This is a genomic window from Pontibacterium sp., assembly GCF_964228735.1.
In the GTDB taxonomy this organism is placed as follows: domain Bacteria; phylum Pseudomonadota; class Gammaproteobacteria; order Pseudomonadales; family Balneatricaceae; genus Pontibacterium.
This window is the reverse complement of sequence record NZ_CAXRBQ010000086.1, coordinates 111,662-126,477: the sequence shown is the minus strand read 5'-3', so window position 1 is coordinate 126,477 and position 14,816 is coordinate 111,662. Positions and strand designations below refer to the sequence as shown.

General features: G+C 54.9%; 16 protein-coding genes and 1 tRNA gene. 11 read left to right on the top strand and 6 right to left on the bottom strand.

What is annotated here, in order from left to right; all coding sequences use genetic code 11:
- Positions 1 to 39: 39 nt before the first annotated feature.
- The 6 genes from ACEQ15_RS10045 to ACEQ15_RS10020 all read left to right on the top strand — a co-directional run bounded on the left by ACEQ15_RS10045 (position 40) and on the right by ACEQ15_RS10020 (position 4,779).
- Positions 40 to 894, top strand: coding sequence for a 3-hydroxybutyryl-CoA dehydrogenase (locus ACEQ15_RS10045; protein WP_370279032.1), 855 nt, complete (start codon positions 40 to 42; stop codon positions 892 to 894).
- Between the two features lie 106 nt (positions 895 to 1,000).
- Positions 1,001 to 1,504, top strand: coding sequence for a histidine phosphatase family protein (locus ACEQ15_RS10040; protein ID WP_370279031.1), 504 nt, complete (start codon positions 1,001 to 1,003; stop codon positions 1,502 to 1,504).
- 118 nt (positions 1,505 to 1,622) lie between these two features.
- The gene (locus ACEQ15_RS10035; protein WP_370279030.1) at positions 1,623 to 2,579 is read left to right on the top strand and encodes an AEC family transporter; all 957 of its coding nucleotides are present in this window, start codon (positions 1,623 to 1,625) and stop codon (positions 2,577 to 2,579) included.
- A gap of 75 nt (positions 2,580 to 2,654) precedes the next feature.
- Positions 2,655 to 3,827 carry an SO_0444 family Cu/Zn efflux transporter gene (locus ACEQ15_RS10030; protein ID WP_370279028.1) on the top strand — a complete coding sequence of 391 codons (1,173 nt, stop codon included), beginning with the start codon at positions 2,655 to 2,657 and terminating at the stop codon, positions 3,825 to 3,827.
- 6 nt (positions 3,828 to 3,833) lie between these two features.
- Positions 3,834 to 4,430 (top strand): hypothetical protein, encoded by a 597-nt coding sequence (locus tag ACEQ15_RS10025; RefSeq protein WP_370279027.1) that lies wholly within the window; start codon positions 3,834 to 3,836, stop codon positions 4,428 to 4,430.
- Positions 4,431 to 4,593: 163 nt separating this feature from the next.
- Positions 4,594 to 4,779 (top strand): hypothetical protein, encoded by a 186-nt coding sequence (locus ACEQ15_RS10020; protein WP_370279026.1) that lies wholly within the window; start codon positions 4,594 to 4,596, stop codon positions 4,777 to 4,779.
- Positions 4,780 to 5,123: 344 nt separating this feature from the next.
- Here the strand turns inward: ACEQ15_RS10020 and ACEQ15_RS10015 are convergent, their stop codons facing one another.
- Positions 5,124 to 5,474 (bottom strand): RidA family protein, encoded by a 351-nt coding sequence (locus ACEQ15_RS10015; protein ID WP_282351317.1) that lies wholly within the window; start codon positions 5,472 to 5,474, stop codon positions 5,124 to 5,126.
- A gap of 612 nt (positions 5,475 to 6,086) precedes the next feature.
- On the opposite strand from ACEQ15_RS10015, the gene ACEQ15_RS10010 reads away from it, so the two are divergent.
- Positions 6,087 to 6,338 carry a TIGR02647 family protein gene (locus ACEQ15_RS10010; RefSeq protein WP_370279023.1) on the top strand — a complete coding sequence of 84 codons (252 nt, stop codon included), beginning with the start codon at positions 6,087 to 6,089 and terminating at the stop codon, positions 6,336 to 6,338.
- Between the two features lie 78 nt (positions 6,339 to 6,416).
- Here the strand turns inward: ACEQ15_RS10010 and ACEQ15_RS10005 are convergent, their stop codons facing one another.
- From ACEQ15_RS10005 to hemA, 5 genes are all read right to left on the bottom strand, one after another.
- Positions 6,417 to 6,848 (bottom strand): CoA-binding protein, encoded by a 432-nt coding sequence (locus ACEQ15_RS10005; protein WP_370279022.1) that lies wholly within the window; start codon positions 6,846 to 6,848, stop codon positions 6,417 to 6,419.
- Positions 6,841 to 7,602: a molybdopterin-synthase adenylyltransferase MoeB gene (locus tag ACEQ15_RS10000; protein ID WP_370279109.1), complete on the bottom strand. Its 762-nt coding sequence runs from the start codon at positions 7,600 to 7,602 to the stop codon at positions 6,841 to 6,843. The genes ACEQ15_RS10005 and ACEQ15_RS10000 overlap by 8 nt, the downstream gene beginning before the upstream one ends.
- Positions 7,592 to 8,440: a peptide chain release factor N(5)-glutamine methyltransferase gene (gene prmC, locus ACEQ15_RS09995; RefSeq protein ID WP_370279021.1), complete on the bottom strand. Its 849-nt coding sequence runs from the start codon at positions 8,438 to 8,440 to the stop codon at positions 7,592 to 7,594. Before prmC ends, ACEQ15_RS10000 begins: the two co-directional genes overlap by 11 nt.
- Before the next feature lie 157 nt (positions 8,441 to 8,597).
- Positions 8,598 to 9,683, bottom strand: coding sequence for a peptide chain release factor 1 (prfA, locus tag ACEQ15_RS09990; RefSeq protein ID WP_370279020.1), 1,086 nt, complete (start codon positions 9,681 to 9,683; stop codon positions 8,598 to 8,600).
- Complete coding sequence (hemA, locus tag ACEQ15_RS09985) at positions 9,684 to 10,958, bottom strand: glutamyl-tRNA reductase (protein WP_370279019.1); 1,275 nt, start codon at positions 10,956 to 10,958, stop codon at positions 9,684 to 9,686.
- Positions 10,959 to 11,285: 327 nt separating this feature from the next.
- Between hemA and ACEQ15_RS09980 the strand changes: the two genes are divergently transcribed.
- From ACEQ15_RS09980 to ACEQ15_RS09965, 4 genes are all read left to right on the top strand, one after another.
- Positions 11,286 to 12,926 (top strand): tetratricopeptide repeat protein, encoded by a 1,641-nt coding sequence (locus tag ACEQ15_RS09980; RefSeq protein WP_370279018.1) that lies wholly within the window; start codon positions 11,286 to 11,288, stop codon positions 12,924 to 12,926.
- A 2-nt stretch (positions 12,927 to 12,928) separates the two neighbouring features.
- The gene (lolB, locus tag ACEQ15_RS09975; protein WP_370279017.1) at positions 12,929 to 13,528 is read left to right on the top strand and encodes a lipoprotein insertase outer membrane protein LolB; all 600 of its coding nucleotides are present in this window, start codon (positions 12,929 to 12,931) and stop codon (positions 13,526 to 13,528) included.
- A gap of 87 nt (positions 13,529 to 13,615) precedes the next feature.
- Positions 13,616 to 13,690 (top strand) — tRNA-Gln (locus ACEQ15_RS09970).
- 64 nt (positions 13,691 to 13,754) lie between these two features.
- Positions 13,755 to 14,696 carry a ribose-phosphate pyrophosphokinase gene (locus ACEQ15_RS09965; protein WP_370279016.1) on the top strand — a complete coding sequence of 314 codons (942 nt, stop codon included), beginning with the start codon at positions 13,755 to 13,757 and terminating at the stop codon, positions 14,694 to 14,696.
- The last annotated feature ends 120 nt before the right edge of the window (positions 14,697 to 14,816 follow it).

The window sequence follows — 14,816 nt, the reverse complement described above, 5'->3', positions numbered from 1 at the left end:
CTGCGCTGATCAAACCACAGCGAAAGGGAACGGGACACGATGACTGAGATCAACCAGGTTGGCGTAGTTGGCGCCGGACAGATGGGTGCGGGTATTGCCCAGGTAATTGCAGCGGCCGGTGTACCGGTACGCGTGTCGGATCTAAACCTGCAAGCCGCCGAAACCGGTGTGCAGACTATTGCCAAACGTCTGCAGTCCCAAGTCGAGCGCGAGAAGATCACCCAGGCGGAAGCAGATGCAATCGTACAGAACATCACGCCGGTCGGTTCCCTTACCGAACTTGCCGACTGTGATCTGGTGATTGAGGCTGCGAGTGAGGATATCACGCTCAAGCTCAACCTGTTCCAGAATCTGGATTCCGTGTGCAAACCCGAAACCCTTCTCGCATCCAACACCAGTTCTATCAGCATCACCACCATCGGTGCAGCAACCGGTCGCCCTGAAAAAGTAGTAGGCATTCACTTCTTTAACCCGGTGCCAGTCATGGCACTGGTTGAAGTGATTCGTGGCCTGGCCACCAGCGATGACACCTTTAATACCGCCAAGGCCTTCACCGAAAAGTTGGGCAAAAATCCGGTTGCCTGCAACGATAAGGCCGGTTTTGTTGTTAACCGCATCCTGATTCCGATGTTGAACGAAGCCTGCTACGTGCTGGAAGAGGGTATCGCCAATGTGGAAGACATCGATGCCGCTATGCAGTTGGGTTGTGCCCATCCGATGGGGCCACTCACCCTTGCCGACTTCATCGGTCTGGATACTTGCCTGGCGGTGATGGAGGTTCTGCACCGGGATCTGGGTGAAGACAAATACCGCCCGGCACCACTGCTGCGTAAGTACGTCGCAGCAGGCTGGTTGGGCAAGAAAAGCGGCCGCGGCTTTTACGACTACCGCTAACTAGCCTCCCCCAAGTTGCCCGGAATTGGCGCACCACCGGGCAACAATTTACGTTGTGATTTCTCCACTTTGCCACAATACTTGTAACTCAAAGGGGGGAAATTCCATGCGCCAGCTCACCCTGATCCGCCATGCAAAATCCAGTTGGGACGATCCAACGCTTTCCGATTTCGAACGCCCTCTCAACAAACGCGGCTCCCGCGACCTGCCAGCTCTGGGCAAGCGAGTTGCTAAGTTCGAGCTTTATCCCGACCGTATTCTCAGTAGTGGCGCTGTACGCGCGCTTACAACCGCCGAGGCAGTGAGCCAAGCACTGGAGATTCCAACGGAAGAGATCCGCGAGATCCCCGAACTGTACGAATCCTGCTACGAGACACTGCTCAACGTGTTGCAAAACCAGTCCGACCGCTACCGCCACATCATGCTGTTCGGCCACAACCCGGGGCTGGAAATGCTGGGATACTTCCTAACTCATGAAGAGCTGGATAAATTCCCAACCGGTGCCCTGATGCATATCCACCTGAGCATCACCAGCTGGTCAGAGCTGGCCGAAAGCTGCGGCACGCTTACGCTGTTTGATTACCCAAAGAAACACCTGACTACCACCTGACCGCCATCTCATAAGCGCCTGACCAAACGTCTAAGTGGTACCCACCCTTTGGTCGCAGCCTCTGTGCTAGAATCCCGCCTGCATTTTTCCTGCACATCACACTCAGTGGACGATACCCTTGGACCTCTATCTGCAGTCGCTGGCGTTTACCGCCAACACCGTTGCTCCAATTTTCTTCATCGTATTCCTTGGCGTAGTGCTGAAGCGGATCGGTGTCATTGATGCCGCTTTTGTTGGCACTTCCTCCAAGCTGGTGTTTACCCTGACGCTGCCGGCGCTGGTCTTTATGGCAATCTCCGGCACCGATTTCCATTCGGTCTTTAACCCCGACCAGTTGATCTATTTTGTCGGAGCCACCCTCGTCTCCTTTATTGCTATCTGGTGGCTGGCGGCTCGCTGGATTGAAGACGGGCGCGATCTCGGCGCATTTATTCAAGGCGCTTTTCGTGGTAACTACGGCATAATTGGTCTGGCGGTCTCCTACAATCTGTTTGCTGATTCGGGGCTTGCCCAGGCATCAATCCTACTGGCGATGGTAATCCCGCTCTACAACACCCTGTCGATCATCGCCCTGACCGTACCCTTGCACAAAGACGGTGGTCTCAAGTTCAGCGACGCCTTGCTGGAGATACTGAAGAACCCATTGATCCTGGCCGTGCTGGTCGCCCTGCCCTTCTCCTTTATGGGTTGGACGCTGCCCGAGGTGGTGGACAAAACCGGGCGCTACTTCGCCAACCTCACTCTGCCGCTGGCACTGCTGGCCATAGGAGGTTCCCTGAGCCTCAAGAGCCTGCGTGACAGCTCAGCGATGGCGTTCTGGGCCACGGCTACCAAGCTCGTCATCCTGCCAATTGTTCTGAGCATTGGAGCTTGGCTCTATGGCTTTCGCGGTCAGGAGCTGACAATGCTGTTTATCCTCTTTGGTTGCCCAACCGCTGCCGCCAGCTTTGTGATGGCAAAAGGCAGCGGCGCCAACGGCGAGCTGGCCGCCAACATCATCCTGACCACCACCCTGGGCTCGGTATTGAGCCTGAGTGCCGGTATTTACCTGCTGCGTGTGTGGGGCATTATCTGACACGACATCGCCGCATGATCCACTTCGCGGTATATTTAAAGCACGCAATCTGTTTTCCGTCAGGAGCCGACCGATTTGATCACCTTTCTGGACAACCTGCTGAACATCTATCTGGAGACAGCACTCTGGTTACTGCTGGGACTTTCCCTCGCGGCGGTGATTAAAGGCTGGATTCCCGAGGCGCTGGTGAAGCGTCTGCTCAGCGGCAATGGTCCCGGTTCGGTAATTCGTGCAGCCCTGATCGGTGCACCGCTGCCGCTCTGCTCTTGTGGCGTACTGCCCACCGCCGTGGGACTACATCGTAGCGGCGCCTCCAAACCGGCCACCACCTCCTTCCTGATCGCCACGCCGGAAACAGGGGTTGATTCCATCTCGGTCACCTATGCCTTGATGGGACCCGTGATGGCGGTGATTCGGCCACTGGCTGCGATCACCAGTGCCATCGTGAGTGGTCTGATGGTGTTGTTCTTTGACCGGCCAACTGCACAGGAAACAGCCTCCCAGCCGGAAATGGTTAAAAGCTGCTGCAGCAAGAAAGCCGAACCCGTACAGAAACAGGCAGCAACAAGCTGCTGTGCGAGCAAATCATCAAAACCGGAACCTGAAGTTGCTGAGAGCTGTTGTAGCAGTAAGACAACTCAGGAAACTGCACCTGATACAAAAACAGCAGGATGCTGCACCAGCAACGATACCGATACTCAGACGACACCAGGGATCTGGTCCGGTATGCGTTTTGCGCTGGTTGATATCCTGGACGACATCAAATACTGGATGGCCTTTGGCCTGGTGCTGGCCGCAGTCATCGCATCCGTAATCGAACCGGGTAATCTGGCCGCCTACGGTTCAGGTCTCGGCGCGATGCTGCTGATGCTCGTGGTTGGCCTGCCACTCTACATCTGCGCCAGCGCATCCACGCCGTTGGCAGCAGCGCTGCTGCTTGCCGGGCTATCACCCGGCACCGTATTGGTCTTTTTGCTGGTTGGCCCTGCTACCAACATCGCCTCACTGGGGATTCTGTTACGCGAGCTGGGCAAGCGCGCGGTGGTACTCTACCTGTCCGGTATCAGCATCAGCGCCATTGCGATCGGTCTGCTGGTCGACGGGTTGCTCGGCGAACACGCCATCCAATTGGCAGAGGGCATTACCAATCATCAGCACGGCGACGCTTACAGCCTGTTACACTGGGCAGCCGCACTTGTACTGTTGCTGTTGACGATCAAACCGCTGCGCAGCCGTCTTGGATTCTGATTATCTATGTTGAAACTATTTTCCGGGCGCCAACAGAAGTTGGTAGACGCCATCACCTCCGCCGATCTCGACAAACTGGCCAAGCTGTTAGCCAAGTTCGAAGCCGATGAACTGGACGCACGGCTGTACGAAAACCAGTCGGCGGTTGAGCTGGCGATCCGTGCCCACCAGCCCAAATCACTGGAGCTACTTCTGAACCGGGGCTGTGACGCTAACGCCACCGCCAGTTGTGACACCCCGTTTGCCCTGCTGGCACTGCAACAGTCGGAACACAGTTTGGCATTGCTCACACAGTTATTGCGTGCTGGAGCAGATGCCAACACTGCAGGTTTGCTCTGCGCATGCTTTACCCACTGCGCCGAGACAGAGCTGATGGTACATATCAGTCGCCTGATTGAGCACGGTTGCCGGATAAGTGAGGATGCAGAGCTGATGGTACAAGCGTTGGCCACCGAACGATTGGAGCTGATCCATTTTCTGATTAACTCCGGCGCAAACCTGCCTGCTGACACCACCTCTCTCACCTGCAGTGAAGAAACGTTGGCGTATGCCAAACGCTGTGAAGATGATCGAAAGGTGCGTGAAATGATGCAGCAGTTCTAACTGCTCAAAAATTGCTCTAAATCACTTTTTGTGCACTTTGGAATCAACAAGTGTACAAATTTCGACCGCGGAATATCTCTATCTGAATTCCCGTCTATACTGACCTTCTGTTCGAAATCTGCTCGAACACAGATAACAACAAGACGCGAAGAGGATTAAGAAGATGGACTACCAGGCCGTTCAGAATAATTCACCGCAGTTGCAAGGTGCGGATCAGCCGCGCATTCGCAGGGAAGAGATCATACAGGAGCTGCGCCGTCAGGCTGCCGTATTGAGGGATGAAGGAGAAACTGCCGCGGATTTCTGGCTGGCAGAGCAGTACGAAACAACAGCAGACTTGCTGAATTAAAAACCGGAGAACACCGGTTTAAGAGAGAAAGATCAGCTGCTCTGGGGAAGGTGCGAATAAGTCCTGTAGGCGCTCTGGCTTTCGGGAAGGTTCGCAATCAAGGAAGAGCTTTGAAGTAATGTCCAGACCTTACAAAAAGCGCTGACACCGAGTGCGAATTTTCCCGAAAGCCCCGCAGGGCAAGCCCTTAAGCCTGCATCTGCGGTGTTGCAGTTTTTGCTAAGGACTAAGGCCATTAACTGCAAACTGCGCCTTGCATCTACAGGCTTAAGGGCTTGCAGAGCACTCACGAGACTTGTTCGCACCTTCCCTGTGCAGCTGATCTTGTCTTTACCGCCAGAAAATTACTTCTGCGCAGCAATCACAGACACTTCCACCAGCAGCTCTGGGCGTGCCATACGTGCTTCAACGCACGCACGTGCAGGGGCAAAACCTTCCGGTACCCATGCGTCCCATACTTCGTTCATCGCTGCGAAGTCTTTCATGTCGCGGATGTAAACAGTCGCGGAAAGGATATTTTCACGGTCACTTCCTGCCTGCTCCAGCAGCGCGTCCACTTTGTCCAGCATGGTCTGAGTCTGCTCTTTGATGCCTGCAGATGCGTCCGCAGCCACCTGACCACACAGGTATACGGTGTTGTTGTGGATAACAATACGGCTCATGCGCTGGCCGGTTTCCATACGAGTGATGCTCATGAGGTGACCTCCGGATCAAAAAAGGGTGTAAGAATTTTTAGCAATAATAGCCCGCTTAGGCAGAGATAAGTCAGCGTTTTGCTGCGCTTATTCGGTGGAAAGCTTCGTATTTCAGATAAGAGCAGAAAGATTCCCTACGCAACCCAATATCACGCTATCAACATGAGTTTTAAACATGCTGCAGTAGCACATCAAACCAAAGTTGACTGGTGACTCAGGAACAACTGTCCGATAGTGGATAGACACAAAAACCAGGTCGGACAATGTATCCGACCGCACCTATGTTCTTGCTGATTAATTCCGTACTGTTCCTACATCCTGTGAATGCAACGTACCAACAGGCAATCTCAGAATAATAAGTAAAAGGAGTCCAATTATGGATTTCAAAGCCGTCGCTGAAGCTACGAACAATCCACATATTGTCAAACAGCATACTAAAGGTGCTAGAGTAGAGAAGGTCATTCGTATTATTCGCAAGGATAGCGTGCACATTGCCTCCTCTGAGCACACTCCCGCTCGACCAACCCCGGAGTCTGTGCACCGCGCGTCTGACCTGCTGTGATGTCTCTATGAGCCGGAACTAATTTCCGGTCTGACAGAAGGAACCAACAGATGCCGTACAACCAGTCTCTACTTGATGAACTGAACCTGCTCAGCCAGTTTTCTCTGGAATCCACCCAGAGTGGCATTAAAGTCCACCATACGGCAGCGCAGGAGATGATTGATGCTGCGAAACGCCTGCACGACAAGGGCCTGATCACCCAGGACGATGGGGGTTATCTGACACCACTGGGTCGGGATGCGCTGGAGCACAGTGAAGCGTTGATCATGATTCTGACGACCGAAAACCGCCAACCGATTTGAGGTTGCGCCGTAAAAGAAAAAGCCACCGATGCAGGTGGCTTTTTTGTTTTTGTATACCGGAGAGTGTGAACGGATCGATTAGAGCCCCAACCGAGGAATCTCAATTTTCGGGCAGCGGTCCATCACCACGTCCAGACCAGCCTTACGCGCCCGGGCAGCACCGGCTTCATTGATCACGTCCAGTTGCAGCCAGACCGCCTTAGCACCAACGGCGATCGCTTCATCAATCACAGCACCCGCCGCTTCAGAATTACGGAACACATCCACCATATCGATCGGCTTGCCGATCTCCGCCAGGGAACCCACCACAGTCTGCCCAAGGATCGCGTTGCCCTTCTGCACCGGGTTGACCGGAATCACCTCGTAGCCACGCTGCAGCAAATAATTCATCACCCGATGGCTGGCACGTTCCGATTTAGGACTGGCACCAACCAGGGCAATGACTTTGCTCTCGCTCAGTACCTTAATCACGGTTTCATCGATGTTGGAGAGTTGTTCCATTTCACTCATCTGCATTCCCTTCTGAACATATCGGACAGGCTTTGTCCTTACGCAGTTTAAGGGAGCGCCACTCCATGGTGCGACCGTCCAATAGTAGCAGCTTGCCCACCAACGGTTCGCCGATATTCGCCAGCACTTTCAGGGCTTCCATCGCCTGCACCGCGCCCACGATACCCACCAGCGGCGCCAGTACACCGGACTCGGAGCAGGTCAGGTTCTCATCGTCGCCCTGCTTGTACAGGCACTGGTAGCACGGGGAATCCTCCTGGCGAGGATCGTACACGGCCACCTGGCCTTCGATGCGGATGGCCGCACCCGACACCAGCGGTTTCTTGTGCTTTACACAAGCTTCATTGACAGCGAAGCGGGTGGTGAAGTTATCGGTGCAATCAACCACCAGATCCACCTCGGCCACCAGCGCATCCATCTCCTCGCCGGAGAGGCGCTGGTTGATGGTACGGATACGCACTTCCGGATTCAGTGCATTCAGTGTTGCCTTGGCCGACTCCACTTTAGGCTCACCGATACGATCGGTTGTATGCGCGATCTGTCGCTGCAGGTTAGAGAGGTCAACTTCGTCATCATCCACCAGCACCAGCTCACCCACTCCGGCAGCAGCCAGGTACATGGCCACAGGACTGCCCAAGCCACCTACACCCAGCACCAGTACAGAAGCGTTCAGCCAGGCTTCCTGCCCATCGATCTCAACTTCGGGCAACATAATCTGGCGGCTGTACCGCAGTAACTGTTCATCACTCAGCATTGTCTTCACTACCTCTCCAACAGCCCAGGGTGACACGGTCGCGTGCACCCAGGTCCTGTATGGTTTCTACATTCGTATATCCAAGCCGTTGTAGCAGCTCGCGGGACACAGGTCCTTGATCATAGCCATGCTCAAACAGCAGCCAACCGCCTGCATTTAAAAACGTTCGCGCGGTGCCGGCGATCTGCTCAATATCCGCCATCCCCTGATTATCGGCAATCAGCGCACTGAGCGGCTCAAACCGCACATCGCCCTGCTGCAGGTGTGGATCATCGGGATCAATATAGGGCGGATTGCTGACGATCATATCGAACCTACCCTGCAGTGGCTCAAACCAGCTCCCCTGAACAAACTCGGCATTGCTGATCTCCAGCCGTTGGCGATTGCGCTCTGCCAGCTGAACCGCAGCATCGACGCGGTCACATCCAACCACCTGCCAGCTTCTGCGCTCCGACGCCAGGGACAGCGCGATCGCACCGGTTCCGGTGCCCAGGTCCGCCACACGGTAAGGCCCATCCACCAGTTTATCCAAAGCCACCTCCACCAGGGTTTCGGTCTCAGGCCGGGGAATCAGCGTATCGGGGGTAACCTCCAGATCCAGTGTCCAGAACGCCTGAGAACCGATCAGGTGCGCAACCGGCTCACCCAGCAAACGGCGCTGCAGGAGTGCTTCATAGGCATTGGACTGTTCGGTGGATAATTCCCGATCAGACCAGGTAAACAGATAGCTGCGTGGCTGCTCTATTACATGGCAGAGTAACAGCTCAGCGTCCAGACGGGAGGAATCACTCACCTCTTGTAAACGCGCGTGCTGCGCCACAGCTTGTTCAATATTCATGTGCTACCCGCAGGATTGTACAACGGCTTTCATACTACTCTGACGCCTCAGGTCGCAGAAGTCGACCAACGAGCGAGTTATTGCCGTTTCGGATTAAGACAAAAAAGCCCCGGTACTAAACAGTATCGGGGCCTTGAAACAGTTCTTTGCAAACAGATCAGGCGTCGGACAATGCGCCCAGCTGCTCTGCCTGATACTCGTTCATCAGGGGATCAACCACATGCCCCAGCTCACCTGCCATCACTTCCTGCAACTTATACAGGGTCAGGTTGATACGGTGATCGGTGACACGGCCCTGTGGATAGTTGTAGGTACGGATACGTTCGGAACGGTCACCGCTGCCTACCAGGCTCTTACGGGTACTTGCTTGCTCTGCAGCATGACGCTCCATCTCAGCAGCCTGCAGACGGGACGCCAACAGCGACATCGCCTTGGCACGGTTCTTATGCTGGGAACGCTCTTCCTGACACTCAACCACCACACCGGTTGGGATATGGGTAATACGGATCGCCGAGTCAGTTTTGTTGACGTGCTGACCACCGGCACCGGAGGCACGGAAGGTATCCACGCGCAGGTCCGCCTTGTTGATCTCGATCGCCTCCACCTCATCCATCTCCGGCATCACGGCGACGGTGCAGGCAGAAGTGTGGATACGGCCCTGGGATTCGGTTTCCGGTACACGCTGTACACGGTGAGCACCGGATTCAAATTTCAGGCGGGAGAACACATCTGCCCCCACTACACGGCTGATCAGTTCTTTATAACCGCCGTGCTCACCTTCGTTGGCGCTGACCACTTCAACTTTCCAGCCCATGCTTTCCGCATAGCGAGAGTACATGCGGAACAGGTCGCCCGAGAAGATCGCCGCTTCATCACCGCCGGTACCGGCACGGATCTCGAGAAAGACGTTACGGGAGTCGTTCGGGTCTTTTGGCAGCAGCAGGATCTGCAGCTCTACTTCCAGTGACTCAATACGCGCCTTGGCATCGGAAAACTCATCCTTCGCCATCTCACGCATATCCGGATCGTCGTCCTTCAGCATTATTTCGGCTTCCTCCAGATCGGAGAGTGCCTCGTTGTAAGCAGCAAAGCTTTTTACTACTGGCTCCAGCTCCGCATACTCCTTGGAGTAGTCACGGAACAGGTTCTGATCGGAAATTACGTCCGCATCAGACATCAGCGCAGCAAGCTCTTCGTAGCGGTCGCTGAGCTTCTCTAATTTCGCAAGAATGGATTCTTTCATTTATTTGGTATCGTTCTGATCCGGTTCGGAGAGCTGATACAGCTCCTGCACCGCCGACAGCACTTCAGTGCGGCCTTCGGCACTGGCTTTACGCATCTGAATGGTAGGCTGGTGCAACATTTTGTTGGTTAGACCACGGGCCAGCTGAGATAACACCTCTTCCGCGTCTTTGCCGTTACGCAACTGACGCATTGCTTTCTCCAGCTCCTGATCACGGGTCTGCTCCGCCTGGCTGCGCAGGGCGGTCAGGGTATCCACCGCCAGCAGGGAACGCAGCTGGCGCATAAACTCATGGGCACCCGCTTCGATGATCTCTTCCGCTTCACGCGCGGCATTTTCGCGGCTGCGCTGGTTCTCTTCGATCACCTCTTTCAGGTCATCGACAGTGTACAGATACACATCATCCAGATCGGCAACCTGCGGTTCAATATCACGTGGTACCGCAATATCCACCATAAAGATCGGTTCGTGCTTACGTTTCTTCAGTGCCGCTTCCACCGCACCTTTGCCCAGAATCGGCAGCTGGCTGGCCGTGGAGGCGATCACGATATCTGCATCGCTGAGCGCTTCGGGAATGTCACCCAGCAGAATCGCCTTACCGTTGAACTCTTCTGCCAACGACAGTGCACGGTTCAATGTACGGTTCGCCACCGTAATATCCTGCACGCCCGCCTGCGCCAGGTGACGTGCCACCAGTTCGATGGTTTCACCGGCACCGATCAGCAGCGCACGGCTGCTGCTCAGGTCCGAGAAGATATGCTGTGCCAGGCTTACGGCGGCATAAGCCACAGAAACCGGGTTCTCACCAATGGCAGTATCGGTACGGACCTGTTTGGCTACAGAGAACGTCTGCTGGAACAGACGCCCCAGCTCCGCGCCTACGTGTCCTTCATCCTGTGAGAGCGCGAACGAGGACTTCAACTGCCCCAGAATCTGCGGTTCACCCAGTACCAGGGAATCCAGACCACTGGCCACACGCATCATATGGCGGGCGGCGTCTTCCCCCCAATGCGCGTAGGAGCACTGCTGCAGCTGGTCGGGATCAAGATCGTGGAAACGCCCCAGCCACTCAAGCAGGGCACGGGTACCTTCGAGTTCGGTGGTGCAGTACAGTTCGGTGCGGTTACAGGTGGACAGAATCGCCACTTCTTTCAGAGAGGCAGACACGCGTGCGTCAGACAACGCGTCCGTAAGCTGCTCGGGAGTAAACGCAACACGTTCCCTCACCGATACCGGAGCGGTTTTATGGTTAATACCTAACGCCAATAAAGCCATAACGCCCAAAAACTACCTCTGTAAAAGACGAATGCAGTCCAGTGATTTAAATCAAGCGCGCTATGATACAACGCTTTGTGCAAAAGGTTAAAAATACGCTCCGCTATTTCGCTGATCTGACACCATACTTTCGTACGTAAAGCCGCAAAACGCAGAGCAAAAGCGATTCTGAACCAAGCAGCCCGGATGCAGTCCACAGTCTGGTAGACTGACATTCACCCCAAGATTCATCTATAGTGACCTGAAAACACAGGGACGCCGGCTCATCATCACATGAAAATACGCCTCTACGCTTTAATCACTGCCGCCCTACTCTCCGGCTGCAGCATGCAGAACACTCGTGAACAGGATGCCTACGTTGTGCAGCCGCCGACCTATACCCCGGGCGAGTTCAACCGCGAGTCGATCTATGAGCTGCTGGTTGCCGAACTGGCAGGCCAACAGGGTCAGTTTGATCTTGCCCTGAACAACTACATCAAGCAGGCGCGCCTGAACCGTGATCCGGCGATTGCCGAGCGTGCCACCCGCGTCGCGCAGTACCTGCGCAGTGTGGAAGGCATCACCGAAGCGGCGGGGCTCTGGATCGAAACCGATCCGGAAAATGCCGAACCGTACCAAATCTCCGCCAGCATCCTGCTGCACCAGAAGCGTTACGAAGAGGCGATGCCACTGGTGGAGCGTGCCCTTGAATTTGACCGCCCGCGAATGCTGGCGGTGATCCGTGGGCAGATTCCCGAAATGCCCAACGAGGTAATCAGCGGCTATATCAACCTGTTCACCCAGCTGCTGGATAAAGAACCGAACCAAACCGACGTGCTGGTCACCCAGGGACTGCTCTATAAACAGCAGAAAAACCTTGATGCTGCGCTGGACGCTTACGAAACCGCTTTGGCCATTGATGCACGCAGCGCCGATGCCATTGCCCAGAAAGCGGAACTGCTGCGCCTGCGTGGCCAGTTTACTCAGGCCCTGCAGACACTGGCACCGGCGCTGAAGTCCCAGCCTGACAATCAGTCGCTGATGATCCTCAACACCCAGTTGCTGTTTCAGTCAGGTCAGATAGAAAAAGGTGTAGCCCAGGCCCAGGAGATCCTGGCGATCAACAACAAGGACTACCAGCTCAAGTTCTACCTGGCACTGTTGCTGCTGGAAAACAATCGCGGTGATGACGCTCAAATCCTGCTGAATGAATTGCTGGAGCAGAACAGCAACGATACCCGTCCCTACTTCTATTTAGGCACCATCGCTCAGCAGCAAGGTCAAATCGACCAGGCTATCGATCACTATCTCAAGGTTGATGATCCCGCAACCACATTCCAGGCAATCGGTCGTGTATCCGCACTGCTCGATTCACCTGAGGACCGTGAACGCCTCACCGGCATCATCGGCGACCTGCGTAAAACCCGTCCTGACCTGGCCAGCCAGCTATACACCATGGAAGCGGAGTGGCTGAATCTGCACAACTTTACCGATGACGCGCTGGTCGTATTGGAAGAAGCACTGACGCGCTACAGCGATGACGTCAACCTGCTGTACACCCGCGCCATGATGCTGGAAAGCATCGACTTTGCCCGTGCCGAAGAGGACCTGCGCAAGATTCTGGAGATTGAGCCCGACAGTTCCCTGGCCATGAACGCCTTGGGTTATACCCTCACGATCCACACCGAGCGTTATGAAGAAGCCTATGAGCTGATCGCCAAAGCTCTGGAGATCCGCCCAAACGATCCAGCGATAATCGATTCAATGGGTTGGGTGTTGTTCAAACTGCAGCGCTATGAAGAATCGATCCAGTATCTGCAACGCGCGTACGATGAGATCAAGGACGGCGAAGTGATAGGTCACCTGGTGCGAGCGTACTGGGCAAACGGTGATAAACAGAAAGCACGTGCACTACTGGATGAAGCCCTGGCGAAAGATCCGGATAACAGTCACCTGCAGGAAGCAGCCCAGGCTATCGGGGCACGGTAATAATGTCACTGTTACGCATTTCGGCTTTGAGCCTGTTGATCGTTCTGTCCGGCTGTAGTGCATGGAGCGTTCAACAGCCGGTTGCGGTCCCAGCTGGTAGCTGGGCTGAATACCAGCTGGAGATGGCCGCCATCACCGACTGGGAACTCAGTGGCAAGATCGGCATCCGCACCCCGGACGACAGCCAGTCCGCCAACCTGTACTGGCAACAACTCGATCAGCAATACGCCATCGAAATGACCGGCCCGCTTGGTCAGGGTGGTGCACGCATTGTGGGGCAGCCGGGTGATGTGAAAATCAGCATTGCCGGTGAGGGCGACTACCAGGCTAGCTCCCCGGAAGCCCTGATGTACGATACTCTTGGTTGGGCCGTGCCAGTGCAGCAGATTCAATGGTGGGTACGGGGCCTGCCATCACCGGATTCGCCTTTCCAGCATCAACTGAGCAACAATCGCTTATCCCAGTTGCACCAGGATGGCTGGCAGGTAAACTATTTGCGTTACAGTCAGCACGACAGATACACTTTGCCGGGTAAAATCCGGTTGAGCAGGGACACGCTCAGCATCACGTTAATCATCAAGGAATGGACAGCACTGAGATAAGTGCTTCGGTGTTGACTTTCGTCAGCGCATCTTAGAGAATGTGCGCCTCTTTAAACGGGAGGCCGAATCCTCCATACAGGAGAATACTGGGGTATCGCCAAGCGGTAAGGCACGGGATTCTGATTCCCGCATGCGGAGGTTCGAATCCTCCTACCCCAGCCAATTGCTCATGACCGGTTCCCTTTCTGACATAAATTCCGATCCAATTACCGAAAAGGTGCACGTTGTGTCCAAGATGATGGTCTTTACCGGGAATGCTAACCCGGAACTGGCTCGCAAAGTTGTTGAGCGTCTGGATATTCCCATGGGTAAAGCAAACGTTGGCCGGTTCAGCGACGGTGAAGTAACCGTCGAGATCCAGGAAAACGTGCGTGGCAAGGATGTATTTGTAATCCAGTCCACCTGTGCGCCTACCAATGACAACCTGATGGAGCTGATTGTACTGGTTGACGCCCTGCGTCGTGCATCTGCTTCCCGAATCACTGCGGTTGTTCCTTACTTCGGATATGCCCGTCAGGACCGTCGCCCACGTTCTGCGCGTGTACCTATTACAGCTAAAGTGGTTGCCGACCTGATGTCCAACATCGGTATCGACCGCGTTCTGACCGTTGACCTGCACGCTGACCAGATCCAGGGCTTCTTCTCCGTTCCTGTTGATAACGTATACGGCTCTCCAGTATTGCTGGACGACATCGTTGACCAGGAATATGACAATGCAATGGTTGTATCCCCTGACGTAGGCGGCGTAGTTCGCGCCCGTGCTGTTGCAAAACAGCTGGACTGCGACCTGGCGATCATCGACAAACGTCGTGAACGCGCAAACGAATCTCAGGTTATGAACATCATCGGTGATGTTCAGGACCGTACCTGCATCCTGGTCGACGATATGTGCGACACTGCAGGCACCCTGTGCAAAGCGGCACAGGCACTGAAAGACAACGGCGCAGCCCGCGTTGTAGCGTACGCTACCCACGCAGTACTGTCCGGCCCGGCAATCAACAACATCCGCAACTCTGTACTGGATGAGCTGGTTGTTTCTGACACTATCCCGCTGTCTGACGATGCGAAATCTTGCGAGAAGATTCGTCAGCTGACTCTGGCACCTATGCTGGCTGAAGCGGTACGTCGTGTCTGCAACGAAGAATCCATCAGCGCGATGTTCCGCTAAGCGGCATCCGCTGTGCGCCCTGTTCGCGAGAACAGGGCATTAAATCGCCCACAAGGGCATCAATCAACTGCAAAGCTCTGGTCGCGGAGGTTTGCAGTTTTGCTTATTAAAGGTATTAAA

What these genes read in the sequence shown, in the direction of transcription:
- ACEQ15_RS10045 (WP_370279032.1), top strand. Translation starts at nt 40, where the DNA reads ATGACTGAGATCAACCAGGTTGGCGTAGTTGGCGCCGGACAGATGGGT.
- ACEQ15_RS10040 (WP_370279031.1), top strand. Translation starts at nt 1,001, where the DNA reads ATGCGCCAGCTCACCCTGATCCGCCATGCAAAATCCAGTTGGGACGAT.
- ACEQ15_RS10025 (WP_370279027.1), top strand. Translation starts at nt 3,834, where the DNA reads ATGTTGAAACTATTTTCCGGGCGCCAACAGAAGTTGGTAGACGCCATC.
- ACEQ15_RS10020 (WP_370279026.1), top strand. Translation starts at nt 4,594, where the DNA reads ATGGACTACCAGGCCGTTCAGAATAATTCACCGCAGTTGCAAGGTGCG.
- ACEQ15_RS10015 (WP_282351317.1), bottom strand. Translation starts at nt 5,474, where the DNA reads ATGAGCATCACTCGTATGGAAACCGGCCAGCGCATGAGCCGTATTGTT.
- ACEQ15_RS10010 (WP_370279023.1), top strand. Translation starts at nt 6,087, where the DNA reads ATGCCGTACAACCAGTCTCTACTTGATGAACTGAACCTGCTCAGCCAG.
- ACEQ15_RS10005 (WP_370279022.1), bottom strand. Translation starts at nt 6,848, where the DNA reads ATGAGTGAAATGGAACAACTCTCCAACATCGATGAAACCGTGATTAAG.
- ACEQ15_RS10000 (WP_370279109.1), bottom strand. Translation starts at nt 7,602, where the DNA reads ATGCTGAGTGATGAACAGTTACTGCGGTACAGCCGCCAGATTATGTTG.
- prmC (WP_370279021.1), bottom strand. Translation starts at nt 8,440, where the DNA reads ATGAATATTGAACAAGCTGTGGCGCAGCACGCGCGTTTACAAGAGGTG.
- prfA (WP_370279020.1), bottom strand. Translation starts at nt 9,683, where the DNA reads ATGAAAGAATCCATTCTTGCGAAATTAGAGAAGCTCAGCGACCGCTAC.
- hemA (WP_370279019.1), bottom strand. Translation starts at nt 10,958, where the DNA reads ATGGCTTTATTGGCGTTAGGTATTAACCATAAAACCGCTCCGGTATCG.
- ACEQ15_RS09980 (WP_370279018.1), top strand. Translation starts at nt 11,286, where the DNA reads ATGCAGAACACTCGTGAACAGGATGCCTACGTTGTGCAGCCGCCGACC.
- lolB (WP_370279017.1), top strand. Translation starts at nt 12,929, where the DNA reads ATGTCACTGTTACGCATTTCGGCTTTGAGCCTGTTGATCGTTCTGTCC.